This window comes from Pseudomonas sputi, from assembly GCF_021603585.1.
Taxonomy (GTDB): Bacteria; Pseudomonadota; Gammaproteobacteria; order Pseudomonadales; family Pseudomonadaceae; genus Aquipseudomonas; species Aquipseudomonas sputi.
The window spans coordinates 11,967-30,944 of sequence record NZ_BQHI01000017.1 but is presented as its reverse complement, the minus strand read 5'-3'; the positions used below and the strand labels follow the sequence as shown (position 1 = coordinate 30,944).

Annotated in this window: 18 protein-coding genes; 12 read left to right on the top strand and 6 right to left on the bottom strand. The window is 58.3% G+C overall.

The features are described 5' to 3' along the window. Position 1: 1 nt before the first annotated feature. From L6D81_RS20665 to L6D81_RS20630, 8 genes are all read left to right on the top strand, one after another. Positions 2-1,174: a hypothetical protein gene (locus L6D81_RS20665; RefSeq protein ID WP_236181706.1), complete on the top strand. Its 1,173-nt coding sequence runs from the start codon at positions 2-4 to the stop codon at positions 1,172-1,174. Positions 1,175-1,193: 19 nt separating this feature from the next. Next, the gene (locus tag L6D81_RS20660) at positions 1,194-2,450 is read left to right on the top strand and encodes a hypothetical protein (protein WP_236181705.1); all 1,257 of its coding nucleotides are present in this window, start codon (positions 1,194-1,196) and stop codon (positions 2,448-2,450) included. Positions 2,451-2,478: 28 nt separating this feature from the next. Then, positions 2,479-3,099 carry a 2OG-Fe(II) oxygenase gene (locus L6D81_RS20655; protein WP_236181704.1) on the top strand — a complete coding sequence of 207 codons (621 nt, stop codon included), beginning with the start codon at positions 2,479-2,481 and terminating at the stop codon, positions 3,097-3,099. A gap of 23 nt (positions 3,100-3,122) precedes the next feature. Continuing rightward, positions 3,123-5,537, top strand: coding sequence for a penicillin acylase family protein (locus L6D81_RS20650; protein ID WP_236181703.1), 2,415 nt, complete (start codon positions 3,123-3,125; stop codon positions 5,535-5,537). Positions 5,538-5,552: 15 nt separating this feature from the next. Next, positions 5,553-6,287, top strand: a complete 735-nt coding sequence (locus tag L6D81_RS20645) for a hypothetical protein (protein ID WP_236181702.1) — start codon at positions 5,553-5,555, stop codon at positions 6,285-6,287. Between the two features lies 1 nt (position 6,288). Next, the gene (locus L6D81_RS20640) at positions 6,289-6,696 is read left to right on the top strand and encodes a hypothetical protein (RefSeq protein WP_236181701.1); all 408 of its coding nucleotides are present in this window, start codon (positions 6,289-6,291) and stop codon (positions 6,694-6,696) included. A 73-nt stretch (positions 6,697-6,769) separates the two neighbouring features. Continuing rightward, a complete protein-coding gene (locus L6D81_RS20635; RefSeq protein WP_236181700.1) occupies positions 6,770-7,849 on the top strand; it encodes a hypothetical protein in 1,080 nt (359 codons plus the stop codon). A 2-nt stretch (positions 7,850-7,851) separates the two neighbouring features. Continuing rightward, positions 7,852-8,205: a DUF1428 domain-containing protein gene (locus tag L6D81_RS20630; RefSeq protein ID WP_236181699.1), complete on the top strand. Its 354-nt coding sequence runs from the start codon at positions 7,852-7,854 to the stop codon at positions 8,203-8,205. Between the two features lie 15 nt (positions 8,206-8,220). Here L6D81_RS20630 and L6D81_RS20625 read toward each other — a convergent pair whose 3' ends face one another. Next, positions 8,221-8,415, bottom strand: coding sequence for a hypothetical protein (locus L6D81_RS20625; RefSeq protein ID WP_236181698.1), 195 nt, complete (start codon positions 8,413-8,415; stop codon positions 8,221-8,223). 107 nt (positions 8,416-8,522) lie between these two features. Between L6D81_RS20625 and thpR the strand changes: the two genes are divergently transcribed. Further along, complete coding sequence (gene thpR, locus L6D81_RS20620; RefSeq protein ID WP_236181697.1) at positions 8,523-9,062, top strand: RNA 2',3'-cyclic phosphodiesterase; 540 nt, start codon at positions 8,523-8,525, stop codon at positions 9,060-9,062. Between the two features lie 174 nt (positions 9,063-9,236). Here the strand turns inward: thpR and L6D81_RS20615 are convergent, their stop codons facing one another. The 5 genes from L6D81_RS20615 to L6D81_RS20595 form a co-directional block, all read right to left on the bottom strand. Further along, positions 9,237-10,334, bottom strand: a complete 1,098-nt coding sequence (locus L6D81_RS20615; RefSeq protein WP_236181696.1) for a polyamine ABC transporter substrate-binding protein — start codon at positions 10,332-10,334, stop codon at positions 9,237-9,239. Positions 10,335-10,403: 69 nt separating this feature from the next. Beyond that, positions 10,404-11,288, bottom strand: coding sequence for an ABC transporter permease subunit (locus L6D81_RS20610; RefSeq protein WP_236181695.1), 885 nt, complete (start codon positions 11,286-11,288; stop codon positions 10,404-10,406). Beyond that, on the bottom strand, positions 11,285-12,166 hold the full coding sequence (locus tag L6D81_RS20605) for an ABC transporter permease subunit (RefSeq protein WP_373874323.1): 882 nt from the start codon (positions 12,164-12,166) through the stop codon (positions 11,285-11,287). Before L6D81_RS20605 ends, L6D81_RS20610 begins: the two co-directional genes overlap by 4 nt. Before the next feature lie 29 nt (positions 12,167-12,195). Continuing rightward, positions 12,196-13,338 carry a polyamine ABC transporter ATP-binding protein gene (gene potA / locus L6D81_RS20600; RefSeq protein WP_007957110.1) on the bottom strand — a complete coding sequence of 381 codons (1,143 nt, stop codon included), beginning with the start codon at positions 13,336-13,338 and terminating at the stop codon, positions 12,196-12,198. A gap of 219 nt (positions 13,339-13,557) precedes the next feature. Continuing rightward, positions 13,558-14,319 (bottom strand): gamma-glutamyl-gamma-aminobutyrate hydrolase family protein, encoded by a 762-nt coding sequence (locus tag L6D81_RS20595; RefSeq protein ID WP_236181693.1) that lies wholly within the window; start codon positions 14,317-14,319, stop codon positions 13,558-13,560. Between the two features lie 282 nt (positions 14,320-14,601). On the opposite strand from L6D81_RS20595, the gene L6D81_RS20590 reads away from it, so the two are divergent. The 3 genes from L6D81_RS20590 (at position 14,602) to L6D81_RS20580 (ending at position 18,910) form a co-directional block, all read left to right on the top strand. Continuing rightward, positions 14,602-15,978, top strand: coding sequence for a glutamine synthetase family protein (locus L6D81_RS20590; protein WP_011333558.1), 1,377 nt, complete (start codon positions 14,602-14,604; stop codon positions 15,976-15,978). A gap of 105 nt (positions 15,979-16,083) precedes the next feature. Next, positions 16,084-17,574, top strand: coding sequence for an aldehyde dehydrogenase (locus L6D81_RS20585; protein WP_236181692.1), 1,491 nt, complete (start codon positions 16,084-16,086; stop codon positions 17,572-17,574). Positions 17,575-17,626: 52 nt separating this feature from the next. Further along, positions 17,627-18,910: an NAD(P)/FAD-dependent oxidoreductase gene (locus L6D81_RS20580; RefSeq protein ID WP_236181691.1), complete on the top strand. Its 1,284-nt coding sequence runs from the start codon at positions 17,627-17,629 to the stop codon at positions 18,908-18,910. Positions 18,911-18,978 lie beyond the last annotated feature (68 nt).

Here is an 18,978-nt window from a genome sequence, read left to right as displayed (position 1 = left end):
TATGTTTCTTGATATTGATTCGAGATTGAGTCGAGATCTGCTCAAGTGCATCAACTCGGGCATTCCGCATGACGCGCTGAATGTGCCGAAAGACCCGGAATCGCTGATCGGGAAAATCGAAGATCTGCGCAGTCAGTATGTCGCGTTGCGCAAAACATTTGGTAACAAGACGCTCCCGGTCAGTAATTATCTGTTTTACATGATGCTCAAGGATAAGTATTCCGAGTTTGATTTCGAGTTGCGTAACAGCAGGGCGCGGGTCGTGACCAATATTCATGTGTTCAAATCCAAAGGGCGTATCCCTTCGATTGCCTCTTTGTTGCTATCGGATAGTCACGTGGCGAAATCCACGCTTGAACTTAAATATGCGGCGGTGGAACACATGGGGTTATATGGCGCTGCACTGTCCCGGTTTGTGGTCGATGGCGGGTTGATGACACCGACAAGGCCGGCGGTTGAAGGGGCGGTTGCGCAGATCCATCGCTGTAAAACGACCGGCGAGCCTTTGACTGTCGTCAGTGCGGTATGCCCCGATTATTCGTATGACCTCACAGCTGACGGCAAACCTCGATACACCTTTACGCATGTGGGTGATCAGCCAGGTTTGGCGGGCACCAAACTGATCAACACCGATGAAGCCTTGACTGCCTTTTCGGCGGCGGCAGGCGTAACGGTGGAGCATCAGTTATTCGGTGGTGAGTTCGAATATATATCGTTCAACAGGAATGCCGGTTCATCCAGTGCGCGAGAGGTGTTTCTCGATAAGGTCAATCGGCAGTTGCAGACCATTGGCAATCAGTTGACGGCCCCTGCATCCGTTGGTTCTTTCTTCGAACTATGTGGCACCGAGCAGGGCTGGCATGACCAGCATGCAGACATTCTGCAGCGGTTGCGAGCAGGCGACTATGGTCAGAGCGGTCTGAACCATGAACAGATGAAAGAGATATTCGAAGCCAGGCGCCCGCTGTATTCCAAGTGGTTTACGGGTCAGAGCGACGAATTAATCTGGAATAACTTCCTGTCGCAAGCTGCCGAGTATGCGCTGATGGGGAAAATATTTATCGACAGTTACAATAACTTTGTGGTCCTGGCTGTTGATCATTACAAGATGGAGCCGTTTTATTCCTTCTTTGGGCCGGTCGCTGTTTTGTATGTGAAAACGGATTATCTGTAGGCGATAGGAAGCTGCCAATATGAAACAGGAACTTTTCAAGACGCGCTATACAAAATACGGTCATGGCTTTGATGTCAGGGCCACTTATGAGCAACTGCCCTTACAAGGCTTCTGGACGTGGGTGACCGGAAAGTCGAGTAATAAAAATGCTCCGAAAGCCGCCAAGGAAACACTGTTGAAACCGTGGCAGTTGTTTCTTCAGATCAGCTGGGGTTATGCGGTGTTCTTTGCCGCTGTGCTATTGGGTAATGAAATTCTGCAATCGGAGCTCAACTGGGCGGCCAAGGTTGCGTTATCCGTTCCACTCATGTGCATGGTCGTCAACCGTCAGCGTGGGCTGTTGCATACGTTTCACTACACAATTCACGGTGCGGGTATTGCTAACAAGAAGTTGGCAAAGTTTGTCTGCAAGTGGGTGCTGTCAATGCCGATCCTGCACACCCCTTGGAACAATTACATGAAATTGCATGTGGGCGAACACCACAGTGTCAATACGTTTTGCACCGACAAGGATGTTGATCTGCAGTTCATGACCAGCCATGGTTTTTACAAAGGCATGAGCGAAACCGAGTACTGGACAAAGTTGGTGCTCGCGCCATTTCATCCAATGCGCATATATGAGCACATCAAATTTCGACTTGAAGTGTGTTTTGTCAACACTGACAGGCACGAGAAAATCAGTCGTGCGATCTATTGGGCGCTGTTGCTGACGGCTGTTTATCTGTCTGGATATTTCACTTCGTTCGCTCTGTATTACCTGCTGCCGATTTTGTTGATCACGCAGTTTTCTTCGTGGATCCAGCATGTCACTGAACACCTGTGGTTTGCCGAGAATACAGACGGATTACCAAAGTACGTTTTTTACGGGTCGCTGAGTTGGGGGCGCTTCTTTGGTCGGCCATACCCGATCGGCTACACCGGTTGGGCCTTTGCCTGGCGTGTAGTGAAGTGGGGGTTGGGTACGTTGTTTATCGATATACCGCTGCGGGTTTTTTCCTTCATGCAGGACTTGCCCAGCCATGATTTTCATCACCGCAGTCCAGGGGTGAATTTCTGGAGTATCGCGCCCGAGCGAGCGGCAAATGAGGGCCTGGTTTCTCGATTCGGCCCAATGACTGAAACCTGGAGCATGACCGAGAGCTTCCTGATCCTGCGTGATCACTTGTGCCGCAATGAAAGTGATCCGTTCGGGATTGTCACCTGGTACCAGAGCAATAAACAACAACTTGAAACCAGGCTGGCGCGTGAAACCGCCGCCGTCGAAGCCGCTGCCTGATAATCGATTGATAACGAAGGAACGTGAAATGAATATTGTTGAAGTTGCAAAGCGGGAGTTGGCGCAGAAAGGTTCGTTTTATTCGCCTGTCAGCGAGTTTGTTTACAGTCAGCGCGACTGGGACACCATCAATAAAATCCTCGCCAGCCAGGCGCTGCCGTGGGAGCGGGTGTTCATTGGTGATGCCGACGAACTCAACGACCTCACGGTCGCTCGATTCATGACTGACGTTGAACGACCCAAACGTGTCAACCAGCCGCTCGCCGATCAAATGATCTCGGTGGTGTGCAACGACAAGCTGATGCAGTTTGTCTCGAACCTGCTCGACGGTGAAGAGTTTTATATCCGGCGGATGCAAGTCAACAGAATGAAAGACGGCTCTTTCATTGGCAAACATCTGGATGTCGACAGTAATCCCGATTATCTGTATTCGATCGTTTTGCAGCTCGGCCAGGGTTTTTCCGGTGGTGAATTCCTTATCTTTAACGAGCAAGGCGAGCAGGTGAATACGATTCACCCCGCGCTGCAATCCATCGTCATCACTGATTGCAAATTTCCGCATCAGGTGGAGTCGGTCACTCAAGGCGAACGGGTTTCACTGGTGTTCTTTGTCAGCAAGTACGCAGAAAAGAATCGCCGGGTTGCGTGAGTCTTCAGGATCGGAATTTTGTCATGAAAACCATAAGTAAAACGTTACTGTTCGGTACGTTGGGTGTCTGCGGAATCGGGCTGGTCGGAGTGATGTATGTGTTGCATAACATCACCCTGTCCAATGTGTTTGCGACCGGCATTCTTAAAGTCAGCCAGGGACTTTCTGAAAAAGGCACCATTGCCTGGGATGCCAACGCCGTTCCCCACATCAAGGCGGCGAATGACCGGGATGCATATTTTTTGCTGGGCTATAGCCACGCCAGGGACCGGCTGTGGCAGATGCAATTCAGCAGAAACTACGCCAATGGCACGCTCTCGGAAACCTTCGGTTCGAAAACCCTGGAGATGGACAAGTTTTCCAGAACGCTGGGCTTCAGCAAGACCGCGGATTCGATCTACAAACAGTTGAATCCGGATACGCGGGATGTACTGCAGAGCTACAGTGACGGGGTGAATTACTTCATCGATAAGTTCTCTGACCGGCTCCCGGTGGAATTTGCCCTGACCCGTTCTGCACCGCCGAAACACTGGCAACCTTCTGACTCGGTTGCGCTGCACTTGTTGTTTTCATGGACGTTGAGTTCAAACCTGGGCATGCAGTTGCAGCGCCTGTCATTGTCGAAGGATCTGACGGTCGCGCAAATCAACGAAGTGTTCGCTCCTTATCCGGGAAGTGCCGCCGTGAAAACCCGGGACTACGCGGCCCTGTACAGAACGCTTGATGTCACCGATACCGCAATGGCGCTGCTGGACAAGTTACCGCCCTCGAATGTCGAGGGCGTGGGGTCCAACAATTGGGTCATCAGCGGTGAACATACGGCTTCAGGCAAACCGATTCTGGCGAACGACCCGCACCTGCGCCTGACCAATCCTGCGCTGTTTTACCTGGCCTCTATCGAAACGGCGCAATCTTCGTTGGTGGGCGCCACGTATGCCGGCGCGCCGCTGTTTGTGATCGGGCACAACAAGAAAATCGCGTGGGGCTATACCAACACCGGTTCGTCCGTTCAGGACGCCTATCTGGAGAAGGTGAACCCCGACGATACCCGTCTGTACCTCGCTTCCGATTCGACCTGGCAGCCATTTCAAATCGCTGAGGAGACGATCAATGTCAAGGGCGAGGAACCGGTCAGGCTTGCTGTTCGTGCCACCCGACACGGTCCGGTCATCAGTGACATCTACCCGGCTGCGCAACAGGCGCTCAAAGGTAAAAAATCAGTGGTCATCGCGCTGGCCTGGACGGGGCTGGACGCCCGTGACAAAACCTTCGACAGCATTCTGGGGATCAATCGTGCGCAAAATTGGCAGCAGTTTTTAAGCGCTTCTGCGGACTTCGGCTTGCCTCCGCAGAACATGGTCTACGGCGATACCGAAGGCAACATTGGCTATGTTTCGGCAGGGCGGGTGCCGGTGAAGGGGCAGGACAATGACCTCTTGGGGCAGGGCCCCGCGCCAGGTTGGGAAGGCAAATATGACTGGACAGGCTATGTTCCGGAATCGGCGAAGCCCAAACAGTTCAATCCGTCGAGCGGCTATATTGCAACCGCCAACAATCGTATTGTCCCGGATGATTACGCATTCAATTTCGGTCACGACTGGGTGCTGCCTTATCGTTATGATCGAATCATGCAATTGTTGAAGGCGCATGCGCCGCACACGGTGCAAACGTCTGCCGATATTCAGCTGGATCGTTATTCGACCTCGATGTCCGATCTCCTGCCGAAAATGATGGCGCCGCTCGAAAACCTTCCGGCGATCAGCAACGAATTGAATATTCTCAAGGCGTGGAAGTTTGATTCCGACCCCGACTCCGCAGCGCCATTGATTGCAGCGTATTGGGTGAAGAACTTCACGCAGGCGTTGCTGGAACCGAAAATTGGCAAGGAGCTGCTGGCCGCTGGCTGGAATCAGCGTAACTATGACGCGTTTCTCAATCTGCTGTTGAGCAAACAGGCTGACCAGGCATTCTGGTGCGGAGCGGCGGATTGCCAGCGCGTGCTGGAGGCGTCCCTGGTCACTTCGCTGCGTCAGATCAAGGAAAAATACGGCGATCAGGTCAGCCGCTGGCATTGGGGGCAGGCGCATCAGGCGGTATCCGAACACGTCCCTTTGCACAAGAGCCCTGCGGCATGGTTTTTCGACAATCATAATGTTGTGGGCGGTGACAATTTCACGGTCAATGTCGGTCGATACAACTACAGCGACCCGGTGAATCCGTTCAATACAAACATCGCCGCGACGTTCAGAATGGTCGCTGACCTTTCTGATCTTGATAATTCAAGTTACATCCTCTCGTCCTCCAATACCGGCATCAAGTTCAATGGCTATGTCGATATGAACAGGCTTTGGGGGCGGGGTGACTATGTGAAGATTCCGCTATCCCGACAGATGTCTGAAAGTCACGCGCTCAGGTTTTATCCAGATAACAAATTTTAAGAAGAGGGTTGATATATGTCCGATGTGAAAAGTAGTGCGGATTGGGATCTGGATTACTCGATGACTGGCCGTAACTTTCCTGAGAGTTTCAAAATCAGGATCGTCGCCGATCTGCAGCAGGGTATGCCGGATTATGATGTGAATCAGTACTTCGGCAACCAGCCCGGGATTTTCGACAATTATGAGCATTTGGCGCTGGCGATTGACTCGACGACGGAGAAAGTCGTCGGAATCATTGGAGCAAAGAGTATTCCCTTTGGCGCTTCATCGTTTCTGTACCTGTGGACGGCGATGATTGCCGATGAATGTCGCGGTTCCTCGCTGTTCAAGAAGCTCAACCAGTTTTTTCTGAAGAACGTCATACAGCAGATCGGCTTGCCTGAACTGATAGTGGCCAAGACTTATAATCCGGTGGTCTACAACATGTTCCGGGTCATGTCTTCGAGGGTGCCGTCGGCACGGCTTTATCCGGACTTGCGACAGGATACTCAGCCATCGGATATGTCGGCGCTGGCGGTCGAGATTGTTCAGGCCCTGTCCAAGGACCTGGTGCTGGACATCAATACGGGGGTTATTCCTGGTGGGCAGAGTTCAGTCGCGCCAAACTTTTTTCCGAAAATGGACATGTCCAGTGATGACGTGACGAATGCCCACTTCATCAAGCATGTCGGGTACTCGGATCAGGTGTTGTGCCTGGTTCTGCTACAGCCGAACTCCGAAGTCTTCATCCAAGACAAAATCATTCGCTGAAATGCGCGTCACTCACCTTTCACTCTTGCTCTCGGCACTGCCAGCCGCCATTTTTTATGGCGCGCTGGCGGCAGTTGCCAATTACGGGCACGGTATCCGGGTCGTCACGCAGGCGGCGATTGTCCAGGCGCTGGTCAGTTACGCCTCGACGCTTGTTGCCCTGTCGCTGATGTTCAGGCTGGCGAGTCTGCTGAGTGGCTACAGTGCTGTGATCCGTCGCAGTATCGCGCCGTTAACGATTGTCAGTGTGTTCAGTTTGGTCTCGATCATCATCCACCTGACGGCAGACACGCCCAATGTGCTGTTGACGGTTGCGCCTTCATTCTTCATCGGTTGGGTGTATTTCACGGTCGTCTATTGGCGCACGGACTCCTGCCGGACGTTAACCGACATCGGTGATCCGCTGTAGGCACCTATACTGCACATTGCACCTCGGAGAACACCCGGCCCAGTGTTCGGCAGTGTTATGGGACATCGTTATCGTGAGCCCGCGCTCGTTGATTGTCGTCGCGCTTCTTGCGTTGGCGGGGTGCGCCAGTCAGGTTCCTGCCCCGCCGACACCGATCGCGGTTCCTGTTTCCGCCACGACCTGGCGCCAGGTGGACCGGGAGCTGATCAGCGCCTCGCAGCAAGCTACCGAACAGGTCAAGGTGTTCGCCCGCGGTTCAATGGAACATTGGCGCACTCGCGTTTATCAGCAAACCGAAGAGAATTTCATCCCGTGGTTCAGCAGCTACTGGACCCAGGAATGGCTGTCGATGAAGGTCAGTTGGTACACGATCAGCGCGGGGGGCGAGCAGGACGCCTCGGCCAAGCGGCTGGCGACGTATCTGCTTGAGCAATATCAGGAGAAGGTTCTGGCGCCGGTTGCAGTGGAAATCGACCCGGATGCGATCCTCGGCCAGTCCACCGCGTTCTACGCGCAACTGATGGCGCAGCAGATGCCGGTCATCGCCCAGCGCCACGGCGTGCCTATCGCCCAACTCAACGGACGGTTGCAGAAAATCCCCGCCATTGCCCTCGGCCCGCCGCCAGCCCGGGACGCGTCGCTCTACCAGATTGTCAGCACTGAACCGTTGAACACGCTACCGGCCTACGCCGCGCTGATTGACAAGATCCACTCCGACGGTGGCTCGAAAGGCGTGGCCTCGACCGATACGGCCATGGCGCCAGTGGCCAGGCGCGCCAGTCAGCGCATGGAGGCGGAGATGGCCCCGCGTGGCGCCGCCAGCGCGGTGGCGGCCGCGGCGGGCAAGCTGGCCGGGGCGCTGATTTCGGTCGGTGTGGCGGGCATCCGCGCGATCATTCAGGCCAACGATCGCCCCGACAGCGAAGCCTTGATCCGCAGCAGCCTGGGCAACACCTTCGACAAGGCCTGGCTGAAACTGCTGCAAAACCCGACCACCGGCGTGATGGCCGGCACCCTGCACATGGCGGCGCAGGTCGAGGGCAATCTGGGTGGGCGGGACGAGCCGTCGGTCGGGTTGGGCGTCAACCGTGTCGAATGGCGGCCGCACGAGTCGACTACTCAGCAGACCGAACCCACCCTGCAAGGAGAATGACCATGGCTTACATCGATGTGTTCGTGGCGCCCGTGCCGAAGGCCAACCGCGAACAGTACAAAAAACACTGCGAAATCGCCGCGAAGCTGTTCAAGGAATATGGCGCGCTGGAGGTGATTCAGGGCTGGGGCGATGACGTGCCGGACGGCAAGCTCACCTCATTCCCGATGGCCGTGAAACTCAAGGAAGGCGAAACCGTATCGGCCGGTTGGCTGGTTTGGCCAGACAAGGCCACCCGCGACGCCGGCATGGCGAAAATGATGGAAGACCCGCGCATGCAGCCGGACGTCAATCCGATGCCGTTCGATGGGCAGCGGATGATCTTTGGTGGCTTCAAAGACATTCTCGAGCCTTGATGCAGCGCTGCCGGATCACTCCGTCGACGGGGTGATCCGGCAGCCTTTGCGGTTGCGGATCTGCTCGTCCGTCGGCCGCTCGCGCACGAATTCGAAACGCGGCTCTCCTTCGCTGTAGTGCACCAGCCAGCCCCATTCCAGTTCACTCTCATCCTGTCCGGGATTCGGTGGCCGGGCCCACCAGGGTTCTTTGCTGAGGATCTCGCGCATGACGTCCTCCGGTTGATGGCAATCGTTGAACTATAAACCCCACACCGAGAGTCGCCAGAAATGGGCGTGTAGAATCCAGGGATCTCGACGAACGAAGGAGCGTGGCCATGACGGACGAAACGCGCGGGGATCAACCGTTCAAGCGGCTGTTCTTCGCCCTGGACTGCCCGCCGACGCAGCGCAAGGCGATTGCCCAGTGGCGCAGCGAATTGGGTTTGCGTACCGGCAAACCGGTGCCGGCGGACAACTTTCACCTGACGCTGCTGTTTCTCGGCGCGGTGCCGTTGGCGCAGATTGGCGAGGTCTGCGAGGCGGCGGCGAAGGTGCGAACACCGGGGGAGGCGCTGAGGATTTCGCTGGATCGCTTGCAGGTCTGGCGGCGTACCGGGGTGTTGTCGCTGGCGCCGGAGCAGGCACCGCAGGCATTGCTGCGATTGGTGTATGCGCTGGAGCAGGCGATGTTGCCGTTCGGGTTTGAAGAGGCGACGCGCGAGTATCGTCCGCACCTGACGCTGGCCCGGGACTATCGGGCGCCGGAACCGGAATCCGCCACTGCGCCAGAGTTTTTCCTGCGCGCTGAACGCTTTGCGTTGTTCGAATCCCACAAGGGCCGTTATCGCTCGCTGGCCGAATGGCCGCTGGTCTGAGCCCACAAAAAAAGGCGCCCGAGGGCGCCTGAATTCACCCGAACCGAGGAAGCCAGGTGAGGCCGTTCAGAGCAGGGGGCAGCGGTGGTAAGGCGCTGCGTGAACGGAAACTTGTAACTCTGATCGTTCCCACGTCGAACGCGTCCGCGTGGGAACGATCACACAGAGCTTCAATTATTTGCCGAGTTTTACGCGGGTCCAGCCCCGGGTCATGATCCGTTGCGTGGCAATCGGTTGATCCGGCACCGCATACAGCGTGGCCATCACCGCTTGCGGCGGGTACGAGCCCGGGTCGTTGCGGATCGCTTCGTCCACCAGCGGCGTCGCCGCTTCGTTGGCGTTGCTGTAGCCGATGCTGTTGGTGACTTCGGCGATGATGTCCGGGCGCATCAGGAAGTTCATGAACAGATAGGCGTTCTCGACGTTGGCGGCATCGCGCGGGATGGCGACCATGTCGTAGAAACTGCCGGCACCTTCCTTGGGAATGCTGTAGTCGATCTCGACCTTGTTGCCCGATTCCACCGCGCGGGCCTTGGCCTGCAACACGTCACCCGAATAGCCTACGGCCACGCAAATGTTGCCGTTGGCCAGATCGGAGATGTACTTGGACGAATGGAAGTACGCCACCGACGGCCGGATCTTCATGAACAGCGCTTCGGCTTCGGCGATGTGCTTCACGTCCTTGTCGTTCACCGGATAGCCCAGGTAGTGCAGGGCGGCCGGGAGCATTTCGGTCGGCGAGTCGAGGAAGCTGATGCCGCAGGCCTTGAGCTTCTCGGCGCTCTCCGGTTTGAACAGCAGATCCCAGGAGTTGGTCGGCGCGTTCTTGCCGAGGACTTCCTTGACCTTGTCCGGGTTGAAGCCGATGCCGATCGAGCCCCACATGTACGGGAACGCGTGGGCGTTGTCCGGATCACTGGCGGAGGCGTTTTTCAGCAGCACCGGGTTGAGATTCTTCCAGTTCGGCAGCTTCGATTTGTCCAGGGTCTGATAGACCCCGGCCTTGATCTGCTTGGCCAGGAAGCTGTTGGACGGCACCACGATGTCGTAGCCGGATTTACCCGCGAGCAAACGTGCCTCGAGGGTTTCATTGCTGTCGAACACATCGTAGGTCACGCGGATGCCGGTCTCGTCCTCGAACTTCTTGACGGTGTCCGGGCCGATGTAATCCGACCAGTTGTAAACACGCAGCACCTTGTCGTTGGCCTGGGCGCCTGTGGCGATTGCGCCCAATAAGGACAGTGTCAGCAGAGTCCTGCCAAACATTTTCATCGGTGAAACTCCATTCTTTTTATTCAAAAGCGTTTAAGCCAAAGCGCAAAGCCGTAAAACGCGACGGCCCTAGGCCGTCGCTGCCGCTCGTTGAGGTCGCGGTTGCTGCCACGATTCGTTGGCGGTCTGATCCATCGCTTCCTGAATCGCCCGCTTGCGGTTGGCTTCTGCCTTGCGGCCGAAGTACCAGACCAGGAAGGTCACCAGCGACACCGCCAGCAGAATCAGGCTGGCCACGGCGTTGATCTCGGGCTTAACGCCCAGACGCACCGCCGAGAACACTTCCATCGGCAGGGTGGTGGAGCCCGGCCCGGACACGAAACTCGCCAGCACCAGGTCATCCAGCGACAGCGCGAACGACATCATGCCGCCCGCCGCCAACGACGGCGCGATCATCGGGATGGTGATCAGGAAAAACACCTTGAACGGTTTTGCGCCCAGATCCATCGCCGCTTCTTCGATCGACAGATCCAGTTCGCGCAAGCGGGCGGAGACGACCACCGCCACATAAGCGGCACAAAACGTGGTATGGGCGATCCAGATCGTGACGATGCCACGCTCTTGCGGCCAGCCGATCAGTTGCGCCATCGCCACGAACAGCAGCAACAGCGACAGGCCGGTAATCACCTCAGGCATTACCAGCGGCGCGGTCACCAGACCACCGAACAGCGTGCGACCCTTGAAGCGCGTCACACGGGTCAGCACGAAGGCTGCCAGCGTCCCCAGCGCCACCGCGGCAATCGCGGTGTAGCAGGCGATTTCCAGCGAACGCACCACCGAGCCCATCAGTTGGGTGTTGTCGAGGAGGCCGACGTACCACTTCACCGACCAGCCACCCCAGACCGTCACCAGTTTGGAGGCGTTGAACGAGTAGATCACCAGGATCAGCATCGGCAGATAGATGAACATCAGGCCGAAGATCAGCATGAACTTTGAAAATCCGAAGCGTTTCATCCCCGTCCCTCCATCTCTTTGGCCTGGCTGCGGTTGAACAGCAGGATCGGCACAATCAGGATCAACAGCATCACCACCGCCAGGGCAGACGCCACCGGCCAGTCGCGGTTATTGAAGAACTCTTGCCACAGCACGCGACCGATCATCAGGGTCTCCGGGCCGCCCAGCAGTTCCGGGATCACGAACTCGCCCACCACCGGAATGAACACCAGCATGCAGCCGGCGATGATCCCGTTCTTGGCCAGCGGCACGGTGATTTTCCAGAAGTTGTTGAAGTTGCTCGAACCCAGATCCTGCGCGGCTTCCAGCAGACTGGCGTCGTGCTTCACCAGGTTGGCGTAGAGCGGCAGCACCATGAACGGGAGATAGGCATACACGACACCTATATAGACGGCGGTGTTGGTGTTGAGGATCTCGATCGGGTGATCGGTGAGCCCGGTCCACATCAGGAACGCGTTGAGCAGACCGTTGTTGCTGAGGATGCCCATCCACGCATAAACGCGGATCAGGATCGCGGTCCAGGTCGGCATCATGATCAACAGCAGCAGGACGTTTTGCGTTTCCTTGCTCGCTTTGGTGATCGCGTAGGCCATCGGGAAGCCGATCACCAGGCACATCATCGTGCTCAGCGCTGCGACCTTCAGCGAACCGAGGTAGGCCGACAGGTACAGCTCGTCTTCGCCGAGCAGGGTGTAGTTGCCGATGTTCAGCAGCAGCTGGAATTTCTGTTCGGCGTAGGTGTAGATCTCCGAGTACGGCGGGATCGACAGCGCGGCTTCCGAGAAGCTGATCTTCATCACCAGGAAGAACGGCAGCATGAAGAACAGGAACAGCCAGATGAATGGAATGCCGATGACGAACTTTCGCCCGCTGGGCACCAGGCGCAGGAATTGCTGATTGAAGGTTCTCATGAGCGCAGTACCACGCCGCTGTCGTCTTCCCACCAGACGTAGACCTTGTCGTCCCAGGTCGGCCGCGCGCCACGGCGTTCGGCGTTGGCCATGAACGACTGGACGATCTTGCCGCTCGGCAACTCGACGTAGAACACCGAGTGACCGCCGAGGTAGGCGATGTCATGCACCTTGCCTTCGGACCAGTTGTAGCGAGTCTCGGGCTTGATCGTGCTGACCAGCATTTTTTCCGGGCGGATCGCGTAGGTGATCGACTTGTCCTGCACCGAAGTGCTGACGCCATGACCGACGTAGATCTTTTGCTGCAAGTCCGGGCTGTGAATGATTGCGTGACCTTCAAGGTCCTCGACCACGGTGCCGTCGAAGGCGTTCACGTTGCCGATGAATTCGCAGACCATGCGGCTGACCGGCGCTTCATAGATGTCGACCGGGCTGCCGATCTGGGCGATCCAGCCCAGGTGCATGATCGCGATGCGCTCGGCCATGGTCATGGCCTCTTCCTGGTCGTGGGTCACCATCACGCAGGTCACACCGACGCGCTCAATGATTTCCACCAGTTCCAGCTGCATTTGCGAACGCAGCTTTTTATCCAGTGCGCCCATCGGTTCGTCGAGCAGCAACAGCTTCGGCCGCTTGGCCAGCGAGCGGGCGAGAGCCACGCGCTGACGCTGACCGCCGGAGAGTTGATGCGGGCGGCGCTTGGCGTATTGGGTCATGTGGACGAGGCGCAGCATTTCTTCGACGCGGGCGTCGATTTCGCTGGCCGGCAAACGGTCCTGCTTGAGGCCGAAGGCGATGTTCTGCGCGACAGTCATGTGCGGGAACAGGGCGTAGGACTGGAACATCATGTTGATCGGCCGCTCGTATGGCGGCATGTCGGTGATATCGACACCGTCGAGCAGAATGCGTCCTTCAGTCGGCCGTTCGAAACCGGCGAGCATGCGTAGCAGGGTCGATTTGCCCGAGCCGGAGCCACCGAGCAGGGCGAAGATTTCGCCCTGGTGGATCTCCAGGGACACATCGTCCACCGCAGTGGTTTCGTCGAACTTCTTGGTGACTCGATCGACCTTCACCAGAACCTTTTTCGGTTGCTGATGACCTTCAAGAGCCTTCCTGTAAGTGCTGGAGGCGTTTGCCATGTGAAACTCCCAACAGGTTTCAGTCGCCGGGCCAACGCGGCCAGGCTTAAGAGTGGATTGCAGACCCGCACCGTGCGGGTTGTTCGGCGCCGCCGTCCTGGCTGCCGGGTGGTGCTTTTTGTTTTCGCGGTGTGTTGCTGATCGCGGATGACGGATGCGCAAACGAGCAACCGCCGACCCCGCGGGGGCAGTAAATGGTTTTGCAATCGTTGGGTAGCGTCAGCGCTGGTTGCGTCGCGCCGCACGCTGGCGGCAGGCCTCGCCGAACGCCTGGAAAATCCGCAGGTAGTTCGGGTTGTCCAGCACCTGCCATTCCGGGTGCCATTGCACGCCGAGGGCGAAGGTCGGGCTGTGCTCCACCGAGACCGCCTCGATCAGGCCGTCCGGCGCTACGGCCTCGGCGCGCAGGCCGGGAGCGAGGCGGTCGATGCCCTGACTGTGAATCGAGTTGACCTGGAATTCACCCGGCAGCTCCAGGGTTTCGAACACGCCGCCCGGCAATACCTTCACGGCGTGGGCCGGGGCGTATTGCACGGCGACGTCCGGGCTGTCGGCTTCGCGGTGATCGAGCATGCCCGGCAGCTCATGCACTTTCTGGTGCAGGCTGCCGCCGAACGCCACGTTCATTTCCTGGAAACCGCGGCAGATGCCGAGTACCGGAACGCCCGCCGCGATGGCTGCACGCAATAGAGGAAGGGTAGTGGCGTCCCGCGCCGGATCGTGATCCGTGCCGGGGGCGCTGTCCGGGCCCTGATAGTGGAAGGGTTCCACGTTGGACGGCGAGCCGGTCAGCAACAGACCGTCGAGCTGACCCAGCAGGTCTTCGATTTCAGTCAGTTTGCCAAGGGAAGGAATGACGACGGGCAACCCCAGCGCCGCAACGCTGACAGCGCGAACGTATTTGTCACCGCTGATGTGATAGGGGTGCAGGCCAATCTGTTTGACGCACGCAGTAACGCCGATCAATGGCTTGAATGCCATTTTTATTCACCTCGAAGTTTGACACTTGAACGAGCTTTTCCGGAGCTTAGCCTCGTTGATTTTAATTAACAACTCCCATGTAAAAAATTCTAAACGCCGTTCATCAAATCTTCATCAAGACCGGCGCTCTGGCGCCTGAATTGGCACGCGAGTGTTAAAAAAAGCCCGAAAAATAAACGCTGAGCGGCCCTGTGTTCGCTATTGACTTCACTTTGCCGTTCGGGTTGACTGGCTCCGCGAAACAGCAGTGAACATAATAATTAACAGCTAAATAGGTGCATCATGTCGGTCCCTCTGCGTGCCGTTCAACTCAACGAAGCAAACGCATTCCTTAAGAAACATCCTGAGGTTTTGTACGTCGACCTTCTGATTGCAGACATGAACGGTGTGGTGCGCGGCAAGCGCATCGAGCGCACCAGTCTTCACAAGGTTTACGAGAAAGGCATCAACTTGCCGGCCTCGCTCTTCGCCCTCGACATTAATGGCTCCACGGTGGAAAGCACCGGCCTGGGCCTGGACATCGGCGACGCCGACCGCATCTGCTACCCGATTCCTGGCACCCTGAGCATCGAGCCCTGGCAGAAGCGCCCGACCGCACAACTGCTGATGACCATGCACGAACTGGAAGGCGAGCCGTTCTTCGCCGACCCGCGTGAAGTGTTGGCCAACGTGGTGCGCAAGTTCGACGCGCTGGGCCTGACCATCTGCGCCGCGTTCGAACTCGAGTTCTACCTGATCGACCAGGACAACGTGAACGGCCGTCCGCAATCGCCGCGTTCGCCGGTGTCGGGCAAGCGCCCGGTGTCGACCCAGGTCTACCTGATCGACGACCTCGACGAGTACGTCGATTGCCTGCAAGACATCCTCGAAGGCGCGAAAGAGCAGGGCATTCCGGCCGACGCCATCGTCAAGGAAAGCGCCCCGGCGCAGTTCGAAGTCAACCTGCACCACGTGTCCGACCCGATCAAGGCGTGCGACTACGCGGTCCTGCTCAAGCGTCTGGTGAAGAACATCGCCTATGACCACGAAATGGACACCACCTTCATGGCCAAGCCGTATCCGGGTCAGGCGGGCAACGGTCTGCACGTACACATTTCGATTCTGGACAAGGAAGGCAACAACATCTTCGCCAGCGAGGATCCCGAGCAGAACGCCGCGCTGCGCCACGCGATCGGCGGTGTGCTGGAGACCCTGCCTGCGCAAATGGCTTTCCTGTGCCCGAACGTCAACTCGTACCGCCGCTTTGGCGCACAGTTCTACGTGCCGAACTCGCCGAGCTGGGGCATCGACAACCGCACCGTGGCCGTCCGCGTGCCGACCGGTTCGCCGGATGCCGTGCGCATCGAGCACCGTGTTGCCGGTGCCGATGCCAACCCGTACCTGCTGATGGCTTCCGTGCTGGCCGGTATTCACCACGGCCTGACCAACGAAATCGAACCGGGTGCCCCGGTCGAAGGCAACAGCTACGAGCAGAACGAACAGAGCCTGCCGAACAACCTGCGCGACGCTCTGCGCGAGCTGGACGACAGCGAAGTCATGGCCCGCTACATCGATCCGATGTACATCGACGTGTTCGTCGCGTGCAAGGAAAGCGAGCTGGCCGAGTTCGAAAACTCGATCTCTGACCTTGAGTACAACTGGTATCTGCATACCGTCTGACGCTCAAGCACGATCTCGCTAACACCGCAAAACCCCGTGGGAGCGGGCAAGCCCGCTCCCACAGGTTTATCGGTCACTAATTCTTATGTGTGAGTCACCCCCCCCATGACCATGACCCGCAACGACTGGGAACAACGTTTCCAGTCCCTGAATATCGAATCCCGCGCCTTCATCAACGGCGAATACCGCCCGGCCATCAGCGGCGAAACCTTCGAATGCCTGAGCCCCGTCGACGGCCGTTTCCTGGCCTCCGTGGCCAGCACCGATGAAGCCGACGCCAACCTCGCCGTCGAAGCCGCGCGCCAATCCTTCAACGCCGGCGTGTGGGCGAACAAGGCCCCGGCCGAGCGCAAGCGCATCCTGATCCGCTTCGCCGACCTGATCCTGCAACACCAGCAAGAGCTGGCGCTGCTCGAAACCCTCGACATGGGCAAACCGATCAGCGACTCGATGAGCATCGACATCCCGGCGACCGCCAACGCGATCCGCTGGAGCGCCGAGGCCATCGACAAGATCTACGACGAAGTCGCCGCCACCCCGCACGACCAACTCGGCCTGGTCACCCGCGAGCCATCGGGCGTGGTTGCTGCGATCGTGCCGTGGAACTTCCCGCTGATCATGGCCAGCTGGAAATTCGCCCCGGCGCTGGCGGCGGGTAACTCGTTCATCCTCAAGCCTTCGGAAAAATCCCCGCTGACCGCGATCCGCATCGCCCAACTGGCGCTGGATGCCGGCATCCCCAAAGGCGTGTTCAACGTCCTGCCAGGCTTCGGCCACACCGTCGGCAAGGCGCTGGCGCTGCACATGGACGTCGATGTGCTGGCCTTCACCGGCTCCACGGCGATTGCCAAGCAACTGATGATTTATGCCGGCCAAAGCAACCTGAAACGCGTCTGGCTCGAAGCAGGGGGCAAGAGCCCGAACGTGGTGTTTGCCGACGCACCGGACTTGCGCGCGGCAGCACAAGCGGCGGCCGGCGCCATTGCGTTCAACCAGGGCGAAGTCTGCACCGCCGGTTCGCGCCTGCTGGTGGAGCGTTCGATCCGCGAGCAATTCATCCCGCTGCTGGTCGAAGCGCTGCAAGCGTGGAAACCGGGTCACGCGCTCGATCCTGCGACCACGGTCGGCGCCGTGGTCGATCAGCGTCAACTGGACAACGTGCTGCGCTACATCAGCCTCGGCCGGGAGCAGGGCGCCGAGCTGATTGCCGGCGGTCAGCGCACCCTCGAAGAAACCGGCGGGACCTACATCGAGCCGACGATTTTCGACGGCGTGACCAACGCGATGACCATCGCCAAGGAAGAAATCTTCGGCCCGGTGCTGTCGCTGATCACCTTCGACACCGTTGAAGAAGCGCTGCACATCGCCAACGACAGCATCTTCGGCCTCGCCGCCGGGGTCTGGACCAGCAACCTGAGCAAGGCCCACACCTTCGCCCGTGGCCTGCGCGCCGGCAGCGTGTGGGTCAACCAGTACGACGGCGGCGACATGACCGCGCCGTTCGGTGGCTTCAAACAGTCGGGCAACGGTCGCGACAAATCGCTGCACGCGTTCGACAAGTACACCGAGCTGAAAGCGACCTGGATCAAGCTCTGACTCTTTTACAGCGGTGGTCGCCTGCAACCGGCGGCCCTCGGAGAACAAAAAAATGAAACAACAACACGTCAACAGTTATTACGCGGCCACCCGCAACGAAGTCATCGACTTCCCGACGCTTGAAGAGTCGGTGGACTGCGATGTCTGCATCATCGGCGCCGGCTATACCGGGCTGTCCTCGGCGCTGTTCCTGAGCGAAGCCGGCTACAAGGTGACGGTGCTGGAAGCGGCAAAAGTCGGCTACGGCGCCAGCGGTCGCAACGGCGGTCAACTGGTCAACTCCTACAGCCGCGACGTCGACGTGATCGAAGAGCGCTACGGCGACAAGACCGCCGAAATCCTCGGTAGCATGATCTTCGAAGGCGCCGACATCATCCGTTCGCGCATCAAGGAATACGACATCAAATGCGACTACCGCCCGGGTGGCATTTTCGCAGCGATGAATAACAAGCAGCTCAAGGGGCTCGCCGAACAAAAACGTAGCTGGGAACGTTACGGCAATAAAAACCTGAAGATGCTCGACGCTGCGGACATTCGTCGCGAAGTCGGCTCCGACGCCTACGTCGGCGGCCTGCTGGACATGCAGGGGGGCCACATTCACCCGCTGAACCTGGCCCTCGGTGAAGCCGCGGCCATCGTGCGTCTGGGCGGCAAGATCTACGAGCAGTCCGCTGCCGTGGAAATCAAATACGGCGAACCCAACGTCGTGCGCACCGCCAAAGGCCAGGTCCGCGCCAAGTACCTGCTGATCGCCGGCAACGCCTACCTGCCGCAAGGCCTCGACAACCGCGTGACCGCCAAAAGCATGCCGTGCGGCTCGCAGATCTGCGTCACCGAACCGCTGACCGAGAAACAGGCCCGCAGCCTGATCACCAACAACTATTGCGTCGAAGACTGCAACTACCTGCTCGACTACTACCGCCTCACCGCCGACAACCGTCTGCTCTACGGCGGCGGCGTGGTCTACGGCGCCCGTGAACCGGACGACATCGAAACCCTGATCCGCCCGAAGATCCTCAAGACCTTCCCGCAACTCAAGGACGTGAAAATCGACTACCGCTGGACCGGCAACTTCCTGCTGACCATGTCCCGCATGCCGCAATTCGGCCGCATCGAGAAAAACGCCTACTACATGCAGGGCTACAGCGGCCACGGCGTCACCTGCTCGCACCTGGCCGGCAAACTGATCTCGGAAATGATCCGCGGCGACGCCGAACGCTTCGACGCCTTCGCCTCCCTGCCACACATGCCAATGCTCGGGGGCCGCACCTTTTCGGCCCCGTTGACCGCCCTCGGCGCCGTGTACTACTCGCTGCGCGACCGTTTCGGCATCTGAGTTACCTCCCCGGCGGTGGCCCCAAAAAGGGCGCCGCCGGCTTTTTCTTGTGCCGTCCATCGAACCTG

Excerpts from the sequence above, each read along its gene's own strand:
- L6D81_RS20615 (WP_236181696.1), bottom strand. The coding sequence starts at position 10,334 with ATGAAAATGTTTGGCAGGACTCTGCTGACACTGTCCTTATTGGGCGCA.
- L6D81_RS20625 (WP_236181698.1), bottom strand. The coding sequence starts at position 8,415 with ATGCGCGAGATCCTCAGCAAAGAACCCTGGTGGGCCCGGCCACCGAAT.
- L6D81_RS20585 (WP_236181692.1), top strand. The coding sequence starts at position 16,084 with ATGACCATGACCCGCAACGACTGGGAACAACGTTTCCAGTCCCTGAAT.
- L6D81_RS20665 (WP_236181706.1), top strand. The coding sequence starts at position 2 with ATGTTTCTTGATATTGATTCGAGATTGAGTCGAGATCTGCTCAAGTGC.
- L6D81_RS20595 (WP_236181693.1), bottom strand. The coding sequence starts at position 14,319 with ATGGCATTCAAGCCATTGATCGGCGTTACTGCGTGCGTCAAACAGATT.
- L6D81_RS20630 (WP_236181699.1), top strand. The coding sequence starts at position 7,852 with ATGGCTTACATCGATGTGTTCGTGGCGCCCGTGCCGAAGGCCAACCGC.
- L6D81_RS20645 (WP_236181702.1), top strand. The coding sequence starts at position 5,553 with ATGTCCGATGTGAAAAGTAGTGCGGATTGGGATCTGGATTACTCGATG.
- L6D81_RS20640 (WP_236181701.1), top strand. The coding sequence starts at position 6,289 with ATGCGCGTCACTCACCTTTCACTCTTGCTCTCGGCACTGCCAGCCGCC.
- L6D81_RS20650 (WP_236181703.1), top strand. The coding sequence starts at position 3,123 with ATGAAAACCATAAGTAAAACGTTACTGTTCGGTACGTTGGGTGTCTGC.
- L6D81_RS20655 (WP_236181704.1), top strand. The coding sequence starts at position 2,479 with ATGAATATTGTTGAAGTTGCAAAGCGGGAGTTGGCGCAGAAAGGTTCG.
- L6D81_RS20660 (WP_236181705.1), top strand. The coding sequence starts at position 1,194 with ATGAAACAGGAACTTTTCAAGACGCGCTATACAAAATACGGTCATGGC.
- L6D81_RS20580 (WP_236181691.1), top strand. The coding sequence starts at position 17,627 with ATGAAACAACAACACGTCAACAGTTATTACGCGGCCACCCGCAACGAA.
- L6D81_RS20610 (WP_236181695.1), bottom strand. The coding sequence starts at position 11,288 with ATGAAACGCTTCGGATTTTCAAAGTTCATGCTGATCTTCGGCCTGATG.
- thpR (WP_236181697.1), top strand. The coding sequence starts at position 8,523 with ATGACGGACGAAACGCGCGGGGATCAACCGTTCAAGCGGCTGTTCTTC.
- L6D81_RS20590 (WP_011333558.1), top strand. The coding sequence starts at position 14,602 with ATGTCGGTCCCTCTGCGTGCCGTTCAACTCAACGAAGCAAACGCATTC.
- potA (WP_007957110.1), bottom strand. The coding sequence starts at position 13,338 with ATGGCAAACGCCTCCAGCACTTACAGGAAGGCTCTTGAAGGTCATCAG.